This window comes from Streptomyces sp. NBC_00203, assembly GCF_045206325.1.
GTDB lineage: Bacteria > Actinomycetota > Actinomycetes > Streptomycetales > Streptomycetaceae > Streptomyces > Streptomyces lutosisoli.
This window is the reverse complement of record NZ_CP108126.1, coordinates 10,364,981-10,378,948: the sequence shown is the minus strand read 5'-3', so window position 1 is coordinate 10,378,948 and position 13,968 is coordinate 10,364,981. Positions and strand designations below refer to the sequence as shown.

The window sequence follows — 13,968 nt, the reverse complement described above, 5'->3', positions numbered from 1 at the left end:
GCCGGTATCCCAAGGAGGCAGCGGCAGCAATGGAGATCCGTCCCACGACCGAGCAGGATCTCGACGTCTTCGTCGACACCGTCCATGCCGCGTTCGGGCGCTTCCCGGAAACCCCGACCGAGGACGGCGGCGGGGTCTTTTGGGCGGCGTACGAGATGGACCGCAGCCTGCTCGCCATGACGGCGGACGGGCGGCCCGTCGGCACCGCCGCTGCGTACTCCTTCGAGCTCACCCTGCCCGGTGAGGTCCTGGCCCCGGCCGCCGGGGTGACCGCCGTCGGCGTCCTGCCCTCGCACCGACGCCAGGGCGTGCTCAGCGCGATGATGCGGCATCAGCTCACCGATCTGCGGGCCCGAGGGGAGTTCCTCTCCGTACTGCTGGCCTCTGAAGCCACGATCTACGGCAGGTTCGGCTACGGACCGGCGACCTACACGGCGCGGCTGACGGTGCCGCGCCGCCAGGCCACCCTCGCCCTCCCCCGGGCGCGCGGAACGGCCGACGCCCCAGCGACCGGCGCGGACACCGGCTCGGTCGAGCTGCTGCGGCGTGCCGAGTGCGGCGAGATCCTGGAAGAGGTCTACGACCGGTACCGCCGCGCACAGCCCGGCGCGCTGTCCCGGCCGCACCGCTGGTGGACCTTGGGCGCGGGGCAGCCGCCGATCTCTCCGGCGCCGCGCTACGTCGCCGTCCACCGGGATGCCGACGGCGTCCCGGACGGGTACGCCAGTTACTCGATCGGCGAGTCCGAGACCTTGACGGTCGACGAGACCATAGCGACCGACGACGCCGTCTCCACGGCCCTGGCCCGGTTCGTGCTCGGACACGACCTGGTCACTCAGGTCGTGTTCAAGCACTTCCCGCCCGAACACCCGCTGCGCTGGCAGCTTGCGGACTTCCGCGCCGGCGAGGTGAGCAACGACACCGACTGGCTCTGGGTGCGGCTGCTGGACGTCCCGCATGCGCTGACCGCGCGCGGCTGGTTCATGGACGGCGAGCTCGTCCTCGACGTCGACGACCCGTTCCTCGGCGAGCACGGCCGCTACCTGCTGACCGTCCGGGACGGCAAGGCCGACTGCGTCCCGACGGACCGGGAGCCCGACCTGTCCCTGGACGTGAGAGACCTGGGCGCGGTCTACCTCGGCGGAACCGCCCCGAGCACGCTCGTGCGTGCCGGACACATCCGGGCCCACCGCCCGGGCGCGGCCACCCTCGCTGACGCCCTCTTCCGCGCCGAGCGCTCCCCGCACTGCCTGCACTGGTTCTGACCGCGCGCCCGCCGACCCTGCACAAGTCTCGTCACGTGAGTCTGCGGACCTTCACCGGCTCTGCCACTGCGCCGCGACTGCTTCGATCTCCAGCAGCCAGGCTTCGTCGTAGATGCCCTTGATGATGAAGGTCAGAGCGGGACTGTGGTCGAGCCATCTCTCGTCCAAGGTGACGTACCAATTCTCGGAGCAGTTCGCGGCGTTCGTCGCCCAGCAGGACCCTGTGCCGCGCGAGCTTGACGAGTTGAGTGCGACGCTGGTGAAGCGGTGGCGGCTGAGCAATGCGGCGGGCCCGCAGGGCTACAACACGGTCACCCGGGTCAAGCGCCTTGCTGCGCCGGGATCCGCGGCACTGGATTCCCTCGACCGCACCGGTGACATCCCCCAACGGGTAACCCGTTCGGGCGCGAAGAACCCGGTGTGGCGGTTTCATCGGGCGCTGGGCCGCGGCACGAGCAGCGACTGAGTGGCTGCGTGGCTCTCAACGAATGTCGTTTGTCGATGAGTTCGGATGTCACGCGAGGGCCCGTGAGCCTGTGCATGTCGGTGAGTTTCGATGCCCTCTCGGCAGCGTCATCCGCCAGTAGCTGATGGTGAACTCATCGCCGAAAGGAAGCTCAACACGCTCATCGGCGAAGTAGGAACCGCCGAAGCGTCACCACTGACATCATCACGGTCAGTCGTGCAGGGCGGTTTTGAGTGCGTCGATGGCGAGGTGACGAGCGACCTTGGTGGCGTTGGTGTCACGAAGGAGGTCCAGCATCAGGAAGTCGTGGACCATGCCCAGAACGCGGACCGCGGTGACGTCGACGCCGGCTTCACGCAACTTGGCCGCGTAGGCCTCGCCCTCGTCACGCAGGACGTCGGCCTCGTCGGTGATGACCAGGGTCGGGGGCAGGCCGCGCAGCTGGTCGATGCTGGCCCGCAGCGGCGAGGCGTAGGGCTCGGCGCGCTGGGCGGCATCGGTGGTGTACTGGTCCCAGAACCAGATCATTCCGTCCCGGGTCAGGTAGTCCCCGTCCGCGAACTGCAGGTAGGACGGGGTGTCGAAGTCGGCGTTGGTGACGGGGTAGAGCAGGACCTGGCAGCCGACCCGGACATCATCGCCCCTGTCCTTGGCCATCAGGGCGAGGGCCGCGGACATGTTTCCGCCCACGGAGTCACCGCACACGGCCAGGCGCGAGGCGTCCAGGCCGTGCTGTGCGCCTTCGCGGACGGACCATTGGGCCACGGCGTAGTTCTGCTCGATCTGGGTGGGGTACTTGGCCTCGGGGGCCCGGTCGTAGACGGGGAAGACCGCAGCCGCGCCGGCGCCGACGGCGAGTTCGCGTACGAGGCGGTCGTGGGTGTTCTCGTCGCCAAACACCCACCCGGCTCCGTGGATGTAGAGGATGACCGGAAGAGTCCCGGAGATGCCGCGCGGGCGCACGATGCGGGTGCGTACCTGCCCCCACCTGCCGGCGTCGACGGTCACCCATTCTTCCTCGACGTCGGGTTTCGCGACACCTTCTCCGGTCTGCAGGCCGGCGAGGATGTCACGCCCCTGATCCGGCGGCACCTCGTAGATCCGCGGGTGCGGGGAGGTCGCCTCGGTCAGGTCCTTCGCCGCAGGCTCCAGGATCGGAGTGGGAGGGGGAAGCACTGCAGTCATGCTGATCTTCCTTTCCCTGCAGGGTTGGGGCAGCAACGACGCCATTTGAACTATTTGCACACATATATGCATCTTTGTTCAGGATAGCGGGGCGGCGACACGCCCGCGATCGCACCGCGGTCCGTCCCTGGGGTGGGCAGAGGAAGGTCAACGTCAACGTGCTGATGAACACGGCACGCCCCGGTGCACATCGCGCACTGCAATCCGAATAGAGCTCAGCGACATCGTCTTGGCCGACACGACGGTGCCATCCGCGCTGAACGACAAACGACATCGCGACTCACTGACAGAGCCAACTGAGCCCAAAACCTGCGGTTTTCCGAGCAGTTGGCCGCTCCCCACTCGGTCGTCCGTGTCCCGCCGGTCCACCGGCTGCAACCCCAGCCCGGCTGACCCCGCGCGCGGCCGCCCTGGACTTCTTGCGGCCAACTCCGGTGCTGAACAAGAACGTGTACGTGATCGTCGAGACCCCCGAGGGCAATGTCAGCCGCGATTTGATTGGAGTTGCGGAATGGTGGCTGCCAATCTCAATACATGGTTATGGGGACGAATGCGGTGGACTCGGTGGGTCGCACGGTGCCGGAAGCTGCGGCGCGAGCGGGGACCGTGGCGGAGCTGGGCGGCGTGCTCTCGCACCATCTCAGCCGGGTCCTGCCGCACGACGGGTATTTACTCTCCGGGTTCGACCCAATCACCGGCGCGCGGTGCTTCCTGGCCTGTGAGAACAGCTACAGCAGCGGCGCGCGGCGCCGGATGGACCAGGCAAACGCCCTCGGGAGGACCCGCAGGCCCGTCGCCGATCTCATCCACGGCCCCTGCCCGGCCATCGTGCTCGGCGCGGGCTCGCAGGACCCGTGCCCCGAGACGCGCCGACTGCACCACATCATGGCCGCCGGCGACTACGGCAGCGAGTTGTGCATCGCCCTGACCCAACGCGGCGTCACCTGGGGCGCGCTGGTGCTGTTGCGTGAGCGGGGCTCCAGGCCGTTCTCGCCGGCGGAGACCGTGCGTGCTGCCGAGTTGGCGCAGTCGCTCGCCTCGGCCGTGACGCGGTACGTGACGGACAAGCCGCTGCGCCCCCGGCAGGTGCGGTTCCCGTCTGCCGTCGTTGTCGTCGGTAAGAACGACGAGATCGCGGGGGCGACTTCGGCGGGACGCGACGCGCTGCGCGGGATCCTGCCCGGCGTCTACCCCGCCAGTGACCAGGAGCTGTTCAGCTTCATCTGGCACATCACCTACACCGTTCGGCGCACGGGCATGCCTGCGATCACGCGCGCCCCCACTCCGCTGGGATGGTTCTCGTTGCAGGCGCAGCTGCTCGACGGCGCGATGGCGGGCGATGTCGTGGTCACCCTCCAGCCCGCCACGGCCACTGAACTGTTGCCCGCGCTCGCCCAGTGGTACGGCATCTCCGCCAGGGAGCGGACGGTCATCGAGGAGGCTCTGCAGGGGCAGGCCGCCAAACAGATCGCCCGCCGGCTCGACCTGTCACCGCACACGGTGAACGACCACTTCAAGGCGGTCTACCGCAAGACCGGCGTGACCAGCAGGGAGGAGCTCATCGCCTGCTTGTTCTGACACTGGGGCTGAGTTCGTGATCAGTCCGTACGGCGTCCAGGGCTTTCCTCTGGGCCAACTGATCGTTGGTCCGGGCCTGTCGTTGACTGATGCCCAGTGGGCGCGGGGGTTCTGGAGAGCGTGGAGGGTAGAGGTTCCTCTTGAGCGCGTGTTCGGTGTCAGATCGGCTGGAGGCGGGCGCCGGGTGGGACGGGCGGAGGACTGCAACGTGGAAGACAGCCCGCCCGGCCGGTGTGTCGTCTGCCCGGTCCGCGCAGTGGGCGTATCGAAGTCACACCCCACGTAACCTCTCCCTGTGTCTGCACCCCGCCTGCATCGCGTCGCCGTCCTCGTGCTCGAGGGTGCGAAGCCGCTCGATGTCGGAATTCCCGCGCAGGTTTTCACGACCCGCGCGAGCATGCCGTACGAGGTGCGGGTGTGCGGGGCGACACCCGGTCTCGTGACCGGCGGCGATGGCCTCGCCTACCACGTCGCCCACGGCCTCGACGCGCTTGCGTGGGCCGACATCGTCTTCATCCCCGGCTACCGGTTCCCGGACCGCGACGACCCGCCGCAGGCCGTCGTCGAGGCACTGATCGCCGCCCACGACCGGGGCGCGCGGCTCGCCGCCATCTCGACGGGCGCCTTCGCGCTCGCCGCCACGGGCCTGCTCGACGGCAGACGCGCCACGACGCACTGGCACTACACGCGGGCACTCGTGGCCAGGCATCCGCTCGTCCAGGTGGACGAGAACGTGCTGTTCGTCGACGAGGGCAGCGTGCTCACCTCGGCCGGCGCCGCCTCCGGCATCGACCTGTGCCTGCACATCCTGCGCGGCGACCTCGGAGTGGCCGCGTCCAACCACGCGGCCCGGCGTCTGGTTGCCGCCCCCTACCGCAGCGGCGGCCAGGCCCAGTACGTACCGCGCAGCGTCCCCGAGCCACTCGGCGAGCGGTTCGCCGCCACCCGCGAGTGGGCGCTGCACCGGCTCGGCGAGCCCCTCACTCTCGACACACTGGCGCGGCAGGCCGAGGTCTCGCCGCGCACGTTCTCCCGGCGCTTCGTCGAGGAGACCGGCTACACGCCGATGCAGTGGGTGATGCGCGCCCGCATCGACCTGGCCCGCGAACTGCTCGAGCGCTCGCAGCGCAGCGTCGAACAGATCGCCGCCGACGTCGGGCTCGGCACCGGCGCGAACCTGCGCCTGCACTTCCAGCGCATCCTCGGCACCACACCGAGCGAGTACCGGCGCACCTTCACCCGGGGCGAATAACCGCCCGGCACCGCGTGGCGGGATCCTTTTGAACCATGGCGATCCCGCCACTGTCAGCGGCGCCAGCCGCGGGCGAGCCTGGTCTGGAAGGGAAGGGACATCACTCATGACTCGCATCGCCATCAATGGATTCGGCCGCATCGGACGCAATGTGCTGCGCGCTCTGCTGGAGCGCGACAGCGCCCTCGAGGTCGTCGCCGTCAACGACCTGACAGAGCCCGCCACTCTCGCCCGGCTGCTCGCCTACGACAGCACGGCCGGCCGGCTCGGGCGCCCGGTGACCGTCGACGGGGACACCCTCGTCGTCGACGGCCGTCGGATCACGGTGCTGGCCGAGCGCGAACCGGCGCAGCTGCCGTGGGCTGAACTCGGCGTCGACATCGTCCTGGAAGCCACCGGCCGCTTCACCTCGGCCAAGGCCGCCGGCGCCCACCTCGACGCGGGCGCCAAGAAGGTACTCGTCAGCGCGCCGTCGGACAGCGCCGACGTCACGCTCGCGTTCGGGGTCAACACCGACGCCTACGACCCGGCCCTGCACACGATCGTCTCGAACGCCTCCTGCACCACCAACGCGCTCGCGCCGCTGGCCGCGGTCCTCGACGAACTCGCCGGTATCGAGCACGGGTTCATGACGACGGTGCACGCCTACACGCAGGAGCAGAACCTCCAGGACGGTCCGCACCGCGACGCCCGTCGCGCCCGAGCCGCCGGCGTCAACATCGTGCCGACCACGACCGGCGCCGCCAAGGCGATCGGCCTGGTGCTGCCCAACCTCAACGGCAAACTGTCGGGCGACTCGATCCGCGTACCGGTGCCGGTGGGCTCGATCGTCGAACTCAACACGACCGTCGCCCGCGACGTGACGCGCGACGACGTGCTGGCGGCGTACCGCACCGCGGCGGAGGGGCCGCTCGCCGGCATCCTCGAGTACTCGGACGACCCGCTCGTGTCGTCCGACATCACGGGCAATCCCGCCTCGTCGATCTTTGACTCGGCCCTCACCCGCGTCGACGGCCGCCACGTCAAGGTGGTCGCGTGGTACGACAACGAGTGGGGCTTCTCGAACCGCGTGATCGACACGCTCGAGTTCCTCGCCACCCGCTGACCGGACGCCGGGGTGGTGCCCCGCCTCCGGCGACCGGGCTGGCCAGCACTTCCTTTGGGCGCTCTGGTTGACCCGTCGGGCCAACCAGGGCGCTCAGTCACAGAAACGGGTCCGCCCGGCTTCCGGAGGGTGCGGGAGCGCCACGGCCGATCAAGGCACCCTTCGAGCGTCGCCCCGCGATGGCCTATGCCCACCCCTGACAGTCTGCGACGCCCCTCGAATCTCGCGGCTATCAGACGGACCCGCCCCCTGGCCAAGCCCACAACCAAGTGGGGACGAAGAACGGTGCTGGGGATTTCAAGGTTCTGTCAGCGATCTCGTGATGAATACACGTCGAAGGGATCACACTGGGCTCGCTCGATAGTCTCTGCGGATGACGAGCGAGTTCGTAACCGAGCTGGCGGAGGCCGAGTACCGAAGCGTCTGGGACCGTTTCTACGCGGAGTTCGCATTCCGTCCGAGCGTGAACCCGGCCAAGTGGCCTGCCATCAAGGAGCCGGCTGACTCCGTCACATGGAGTCTGGCGTCACTGGACGAAGACCCGGGCCATCTACGTCTAGACCACTTTGTCGCGGTTGTCGAGCAGGGGCTGACCGCGTGCGTCGAGCCGGGAGCCAGGCTGTTCGCGCTCGACTGGCAGCACATCTCCTACTCCTTTGCTCCGCATCGTGTCGGCGGGCATGGACAGGAACCATGGCCGTTGAGTCCCTACCCCGACGGCGATTACTACGTCTACCTCTCGGGAGACTTCCGGCTTGGCAGCTTCGGGCACCCCTGGGAGTCGTCGGTGTGTCTGTTCGGCCAGGAGCTGCTGGATACGGTGGCCGCCGAGGTTGAAGATGTCCTGGGACCGCCGCTGCGCCGTGCTGGTCGCAGGTTGCCTGTGACGTGACGTCCTTTCCTACCCGTAATGCGTAAGAATCCGCGCTCGCAGGAGGGAGAAGGACGCACGCCCGTACATGCTCCTCTTCAGGAGCTTGACTCTGCAGACATGCCCTTCGACGACGCCTGAGCTGTAGGCGAGGGTGAGGCCAGCTGTGACGGCGTCGAGGTTCTGTCAGAGGAAGCTGGCGAAGGAGCGGATCGAAGACAGGTCACAGGCAACAGCGGTTCCAGCAGCGCCCACTGCTCATCGGTCAGGTCAAGCCGCCTCGTCACCACCGGGGTGGCCACGAGGTCTCCGGTGTTCAGGTTCTTCTTGGCCGATGGACCCTCTACCGGAGACCTCACTCGCTTCACGATCACGACACGCCCGTCGCGCCGGACTGCGCGGCAGACCCCAGGTCCCTGGTGCCGAGGCGTGACCGATGGGCATCAGAGTGGGGCGAGGCGGGCCTTGAGCAGACAGAACTCATTGCCTTCCGGGTCGGCCAGGACATGCCACTGCTCCTCCCCTGTCTGGCCGATGTCGGCCGGGCGAGCACCGAGCTTGAGAAGGCGTTCGAGCTCGGCGTCCTGATCACGGTCGGTGGCGTTGACGTCGATGTGCAGCCGGGACTTCCCCTTTTCCGGCTCATCCCTGCGACTGAGGAAGATCGTCGGCTGCGGACCGCCGAACCCTTCGCGCGGCCCGATCTCCATCGAGCCGTCGTCCTCGCGACCGAGCACTACGAAGTCCAGGACCTCGCACCAGAACCGCGCCAGCGCCTCAGGGTCGCGGCAACCGAGCACGAGCTCACTGATACGACATGCCATCGACGAAACCTACTCTCAGCGTGGGAACTGCTGGGGAGGCCACACGCGAACCTCATGGCGCCCGGCAGCGAAAACAATCCCGCGACCGTACCGGACGAGGCGAGCACGGGCGAAGTGATTTCCGGGCTGCCACTGTCCAGGCAGCCGGGCGCGGCCGCTGGCCATGCCGTCGGGAAGCCGACCTTGAGACACGAGCTAAGTGCAATGCCGTGACTCTGTTGGTGATCTTGGCGGGGTGGTGACGGCGGTCGCTGGTGGTGGTTGGCTGGTCGGTAGCGGGGCGGCCTCGGTTTAGGGGCGGTGGACGGTGTCGATGCGTCCGGCAAGTTTCCAGCGGATTCCCCCGGTGACGGTCCGGACGGCGTGGGCGGCGTGTCCGAGGGGGACGCCGGTGATGCTGATGCGGGACCGGCTGGATGTGGTGTTCGCCGACGAGGACTTCGCTCATCTGTATCCGGCCGATGGCCGACCGGGTTTCTCGCCAGGGCAGTTGGCGCTGGTGTCGGTGCTGCAGTTCGCGGAGAACCTTTCGGACCGGGCGGCGGCGGATGCGGTGCGCACGAGGATCGACTGGAAGTACGGGCTCGGCCTCGAACTGGACGATCCGGGGTTCGACTATTCGATGCTCAGCGAGTTCCGGGCCCGGTTGGCCGAGGGCGACCGGGCCGATCAACTGCTGCAGTTGATGCTGGACCGCTTGGTGGCGGCCGGGCTGCTCAAGGGGCGGGGCCGACAGCGTACCGACGCCACCCATGTCCTGGCGGCGGTGCGGCGTTTGAGTCGGCTGGAGTTGGCGGGCGAGAGCGTTCGGGCTGCTCTGGAGGAGATCGCCGAGGCCGATCCGGACTGGCTGGTGCCGCTGATCGAGCCCGAGTGGGCCAAGCGGTACGGCCGGAAAGTCGAGATCGGGAAAGTCCCGGGCGGCAAGGTGGCGGTGCGCGAACGCGCCGAGGAGTTCGGCCGGGACGGGCAGAGACTTCTCACCGCGGCCTGGGCGGCCGACGCCCCACCCCGTCTGCAGATGCTGCGGCAGGTGGAGATCCTGCGGCAGGTCTGGATCCACCAGTACTACTGGGATCGCGAGGGGCAGCTGCGCTGGCGGGAGGGCACTGCCCTGCCGCCGGCCTCCCTGCGGTTCGACTCCCCGTATGACACGGACGCGCACTACTGCGTCAAACGTGATGTCGAGTGGAGCGGATACCGGGTTCATTTCACCGAGTCGTGTGATCAGGACCTGCCGCACCTGGTGGTGCACGTGGCCACCACCATTGCTCCCGTCCAGGATGGGCAGTTGACCGAGAAGATCCACGACGACCTCGCGACCCGTCGCCTGGCTCCTGCCGAGCACATCGTGGACACCGCCTACCTCACTCCCGCCCACGTCGAGCGGGCCCAGCGCGTCCACGGCATCACGCTGCTCGGCCCGATCCTCGCCGACAACAGCCGCCAGGCCAAAGCCGGCTCGGGCTTCGACAAGGCGGCCTTCACCATCGACTGGGTCAACGAGCAGGCCATCTGCCCGCGCGGTGCGACCAGTGCGTCCTGGACCAAGCTGAATATCTCCGGCCACACCTATCTTCAGGCCCGCTTCGCCGAGACCGACTGCCGGCCCTGCCCAGACCGTGCCCGGTGCACCTCCTCCGCCACTCGAGCCCGCTCCGTCGCGGTGCTGCCGCGGGCACTGCACGAGATCCAGATGCGCAATCGGCTCGACCAGCAGACCGAGCAGTGGCAACGTCGGTACGCGATCCGCGCCGGCATCGAGGCCACCCTCTCGCAAAACGTCCGAACTCACGGCCTGCGCAGAGCCCGCTATCGAGGCCTGGCCCGCACCCACGTGCAGCACGTCCTGACGGCCATGGCCTGCAACCTCAGCCGCCTCGCAGACTGGAACGACACCGCCCCGTCGGCCCGCCGGGCACCCCGCTTCCGAACTCTCTGCAACACAGCCGGATTCGCGATCACCTGACGCCCGAGATCACCAACAGAGTCATGCCGTTGCGTTACGGGTTTGCGGGTTGGGGTCGTTGAATGGTGATTGCTCGGGTGCCGGTTCGGGTGGGTTGGGGCCAGGTGTGGTGTTCGGCCCGTTTGAGCCGGTAGGTGGACATCTTGCGTTTGATGACGCGGGGCTGGCTGCGCAGGCGTCTGGCCGGCAGGAGTCGTTCGAGTAGGTCGTGCTGGAGCAGGACGAGCGTTCTGACCAGGAGGTCAGGGGGAAAAACTGCCCGGCGTGACGGTCACACTGCGTCGGGCGGAGCGCAGAGTTTCGGTGAAGGAAATCCGGTCGGGGTCCAGGCCCCGGGTCGCGGCCGTTCTCACCATCAGTTCGCGCAGGGCGTGGTGGACCAGCAGGTGTGCCCAGATCTGCTGCAGGGCGCCGTCGGGGGTTTTGCTGCTGAGGACGACGTGGGCTCCGCGTTGATGGGTCTTGATCTCGGCGAAGACGCTCTCTACTTCCCAGCGCTCCTGGTAGAGCGCGGCCAGCTGGCGGGCGGGATAGCGGCGGGCGTCGAGCAGACTGGTCACCAGCCGGTAGCCCTCGGCAGCATGGCCGGTGCCGTTCAGCCGGTAGGCCATTACCCGCACGGTGACCGGGTCGGTGTGGGCCGGATCGGTGTGGGCGTGGATGCGCGAAAGCCAGGACCCGTCCCGCAACTGCCGCTCGACGGGCAGGACCCGGTTGGCGGGCACCCGCCACAGCAGCTGAGCGCCGGTGGCGGTGAAGGACCGCCACAACGGCACACCGAGGAACTCGCGGTCGGCCAGGACCAGTTGCCCGGGGCCGCAGGAACGGGGCAGACGGCTCACCAAGGTCACTTCCCCGGTGCGGCAGCCGGCGAGTTCGGCGTCCAGTACGAGGTGCGTGCCGACCTCCACCAGGCAGGCCATCCGCACCTGGGGAAAGGCGCTTTTGTCGTGGCCGCGGGTGTTTCCGGGGCGTGCGAAGGCAGCCTCATTGGCCGGGCTGTCGGCGACGTCCCAGCAGGTCCCGTCCACCGCCAGCAGCCGCAGTCCGCGCCAGAAGGCGCCCGGGGTGGCTTCGGTGCCCATCGGTTTCGCGGTCGTGGTGAACAGCACCCGCAGCGGTTCCGGGCCCAGCCGCTGCCGGGCCCGAAACAGCGACGACTTCGCCGGGACATGCCAGGTGCCCAGCAGGCGCAGACCGCGCAGTCCCTCGACCAGATGCCGCATCACGTCCAGATACGGAGCGGGCGAGAACAGGGCCAGCCCCAGCACGAAATACACCACCAGCCGGGCCGGGAGCAGGCGCTTGCGTTGCTCCACACGACCACAGGCAGCCACCACCCGATCCACCAGACCTGGCGGATAGACCCAGGTCAGCAGGCCTAAACCCGATAACTCAGAGACGCTTGCAGCCACCCGAACCACCCCCGGGACCACTGAACTTCAGCGTACGCCCGCAAGCTAACGCAACGGCATTGGAGCTAAGTGTGTGGGCCAACGGAGCGGCAGGGCACCGGCCTTCGACCACGACGCCCACCAGCACCGCGACACCGTCGGACGCCGCATCAACGCGCTCAAGCAGTCGCGCGGCCTGGCCACTCGTGACGACAAGACCGCCACCATCCACCGCGCCGGACTCCTCCTCGCGGGCACCTTCCTCTGGTCCCCACACCGAGCCGAATGAGAGACCTGAGCCAGGGGGTAAGGCACGTTCTCTGCCCGCCCGCAACCCCGAGATCTAGGGATAACACCGGCGTCGGCGCACCGCCTAGCGTCGTCTCATCGGGCCGGCCGACCCACTCGGATACGCCCTGATCTGGAGGAAGACGTGCACGCACCCGCGCCTGCGAAGAACGAACACGACGACGAACTGTATGTGCCCTCCCGGTATGTGAGCCTGTCGCACCAGAAGGACGGCGCCCTGGTGGTGCACTGCGCCCGCACCGGGGCCGTGGGCGTGGTGCCGGCGGAGGATGTGCGGCAGGCTCGGCAGGCGCTGGTCGCCACCTCCGTGACGAAGGGGCCGCTCACCGGGGTGCTCCAGGACCTCGCCTACGGCGGGTTCCTCGTGCCGAAAGGCACCGACGAGGCAGCCCTTGTGCACGAGCAGTACATCAGCCGGTACACGGCGGGCGGCCTGCATCTGATCGTGATGCCCACCGAGCAGTGCAACTTCCGCTGCATCTACTGCTACGAGTCGTTCCTGCGCGGCGAGATGAACCCCGAACTGCAGGAGGGCCTGAAGCGGTTCGTCACCGGGCAGGAGAGCCTGGACCGTTTCCAGCTGTCCTGGTTCGGCGGGGAGCCCCTGCTGGCCGGCGAGACCGTGCTGGGACTGACCGACTACTTCCGGCGGCACTGCGAGAGCCGCGGCGTCCCCTTCAGCGCGCTCGCCACCACCAACGGCTATCTGCTCACTCCGGAGTACGCGGACAAGGTGATCCCCGCGGGCCTGCGCTACTTCCAGATCACTCTCGACGGGCCACAGCACGAACACGACAAACGCCGCATCGGCGCGAACGGCGAACCCACCTTCACCCGGATCTGGGAGAACCTGCGCCACCTCGGCGCCTCCGACCACGACGTCAAAGTCATCATTCGGCACAACTTCGACCCGGCCGGCCTGCCGAAGATGGCCCACTTCCTGGGCATGCTCAAAGGCGAGTTCGGCGGCGACAGCCGCTTCGACGTCGAGATGGAAGCGATCGGCCGCTGGGGCGGCGCGAACGACGAGAACCTCGACGTCTGCGAGGACCGGGCCCTGATCGACGCCGTCCAGCAGGCCCGAAGGATGACCACGGCGGCCGGGTTCCGCGACGCGCACGCCCTGCCCGGCATGCAGCCGAACGGCTACGTCTGCTACGCCGCCAACCCCAGGTCCTTCGTGATCGGCTCCGACGGCAAGGCCTACAAGTGCACCGTCGAACTCGACTACCACGACCGGAACATCGTCGGCCAGCTCCATCCCGACGGAAGCATGGACCTGGACTGGCAGAAGATGGCGCTGTGGTGCGAGACCAACGGCATGGACGAGGGCAAGAAGTGCGGAAGCTGCTACTTCAGCCCCACCTGCCATGGCGCGGTCTGCCCGAAGGAGTGGATGGACGAGCCGGAGTGCGCCTGTCCCACCAACAAGCACTTCGTCAAGGATTCCTTGACCCTCATCCGCGCTGAGAGCCTCTTCGAGCTCCCGGACTCGGGACCTGCGGCGGTATGCCCCAAGGGCTGATCACCGCGTGGGCTCCTCTGAAGCCCCCGCCCGCTGGCCCGTCCCCGATGCCCACGGGCCAGCAGGTGGGCGACCACCCGATCTCGACGCCCTGAGGGAGGTGTATCGCTGTGACCTGGATCGCCAAGCCCATCACCGAAGAAGAAGCCGAAGTACGGGGGGTGTCCCTGGACAACTGTCAGGGCTGCTGACCCAGCTGACCCAAAGGGGTGGCGACGCTCCTCG

Annotated in this window: 12 protein-coding genes; 9 read left to right on the top strand and 3 right to left on the bottom strand. The window is 68.3% G+C overall.

Annotation, left to right across the window (positions count from 1 at the left end; genetic code table 11):
- Positions 1-29 precede the first annotated feature (29 nt).
- A complete protein-coding gene (locus OG975_RS46040) occupies positions 30-1,265 on the top strand; it encodes a GNAT family N-acetyltransferase (protein ID WP_406335737.1) in 1,236 nt (411 codons plus the stop codon).
- Between the two features lie 169 nt (positions 1,266-1,434).
- The gene (locus OG975_RS46035; protein ID WP_406335735.1) at positions 1,435-1,731 is read left to right on the top strand and encodes a hypothetical protein; all 297 of its coding nucleotides are present in this window, start codon (positions 1,435-1,437) and stop codon (positions 1,729-1,731) included.
- 210 nt (positions 1,732-1,941) lie between these two features.
- Here the strand turns inward: OG975_RS46035 and OG975_RS46030 are convergent, their stop codons facing one another.
- Positions 1,942-2,916: an alpha/beta hydrolase gene (locus tag OG975_RS46030; RefSeq protein WP_406335734.1), complete on the bottom strand. Its 975-nt coding sequence runs from the start codon at positions 2,914-2,916 to the stop codon at positions 1,942-1,944.
- A gap of 555 nt (positions 2,917-3,471) precedes the next feature.
- Between OG975_RS46030 and OG975_RS46025 the strand changes: the two genes are divergently transcribed.
- The 4 genes from OG975_RS46025 (at position 3,472) to OG975_RS46010 (ending at position 7,743) form a co-directional block, all read left to right on the top strand.
- Positions 3,472-4,494 (top strand): LuxR C-terminal-related transcriptional regulator, encoded by a 1,023-nt coding sequence (locus tag OG975_RS46025; RefSeq protein WP_406335733.1) that lies wholly within the window; start codon positions 3,472-3,474, stop codon positions 4,492-4,494.
- A gap of 295 nt (positions 4,495-4,789) precedes the next feature.
- Complete coding sequence (locus tag OG975_RS46020) at positions 4,790-5,746, top strand: GlxA family transcriptional regulator (protein WP_406335732.1); 957 nt, start codon at positions 4,790-4,792, stop codon at positions 5,744-5,746.
- Positions 5,747-5,852: 106 nt separating this feature from the next.
- Positions 5,853-6,851: a type I glyceraldehyde-3-phosphate dehydrogenase gene (gene gap, locus OG975_RS46015; RefSeq protein ID WP_406335730.1), complete on the top strand. Its 999-nt coding sequence runs from the start codon at positions 5,853-5,855 to the stop codon at positions 6,849-6,851.
- Between the two features lie 373 nt (positions 6,852-7,224).
- A complete protein-coding gene (locus OG975_RS46010; RefSeq protein WP_406335728.1) occupies positions 7,225-7,743 on the top strand; it encodes a DUF2716 domain-containing protein in 519 nt (172 codons plus the stop codon).
- A gap of 422 nt (positions 7,744-8,165) precedes the next feature.
- Here the strand turns inward: OG975_RS46010 and OG975_RS46005 are convergent, their stop codons facing one another.
- The gene (locus OG975_RS46005) at positions 8,166-8,546 is read right to left on the bottom strand and encodes a VOC family protein (protein WP_406335727.1); all 381 of its coding nucleotides are present in this window, start codon (positions 8,544-8,546) and stop codon (positions 8,166-8,168) included.
- Positions 8,547-8,859: 313 nt separating this feature from the next.
- Between OG975_RS46005 and OG975_RS46000 the strand changes: the two genes are divergently transcribed.
- Positions 8,860-10,515 (top strand): IS1182 family transposase, encoded by a 1,656-nt coding sequence (locus tag OG975_RS46000; protein WP_406326582.1) that lies wholly within the window; start codon positions 8,860-8,862, stop codon positions 10,513-10,515.
- Between the two features lie 242 nt (positions 10,516-10,757).
- Here the strand turns inward: OG975_RS46000 and OG975_RS45995 are convergent, their stop codons facing one another.
- Entirely contained in the window at positions 10,758-11,930 is a 1,173-nt protein-coding gene (locus OG975_RS45995) for an IS4 family transposase (protein ID WP_405868176.1), read from the bottom strand.
- A 73-nt stretch (positions 11,931-12,003) separates the two neighbouring features.
- Between OG975_RS45995 and OG975_RS45990 the strand changes: the two genes are divergently transcribed.
- Both OG975_RS45990 and OG975_RS45985 read left to right on the top strand, forming a co-directional pair.
- Positions 12,004-12,198: a hypothetical protein gene (locus OG975_RS45990; protein ID WP_406335726.1), complete on the top strand. Its 195-nt coding sequence runs from the start codon at positions 12,004-12,006 to the stop codon at positions 12,196-12,198.
- Positions 12,199-12,342: 144 nt separating this feature from the next.
- A complete protein-coding gene (locus tag OG975_RS45985) occupies positions 12,343-13,743 on the top strand; it encodes a radical SAM protein (RefSeq protein ID WP_406335725.1) in 1,401 nt (466 codons plus the stop codon).
- Positions 13,744-13,968: the final 225 nt, after the last annotated feature.

Coding starts and splice junctions, on each gene's coding strand:
- OG975_RS46040 (WP_406335737.1), top strand. CDS start 30: ATGGAGATCCGTCCCACGACCGAGCAGGATCTCGACGTCTTCGTCGAC.
- OG975_RS46030 (WP_406335734.1), bottom strand. CDS start 2,916: ATGACTGCAGTGCTTCCCCCTCCCACTCCGATCCTGGAGCCTGCGGCG.
- gap (WP_406335730.1), top strand. CDS start 5,853: ATGACTCGCATCGCCATCAATGGATTCGGCCGCATCGGACGCAATGTG.
- OG975_RS46010 (WP_406335728.1), top strand. CDS start 7,225: ATGACGAGCGAGTTCGTAACCGAGCTGGCGGAGGCCGAGTACCGAAGC.
- OG975_RS46005 (WP_406335727.1), bottom strand. CDS start 8,546: ATGGCATGTCGTATCAGTGAGCTCGTGCTCGGTTGCCGCGACCCTGAG.
- OG975_RS46000 (WP_406326582.1), top strand. CDS start 8,860: ATGCGTCCGGCAAGTTTCCAGCGGATTCCCCCGGTGACGGTCCGGACG.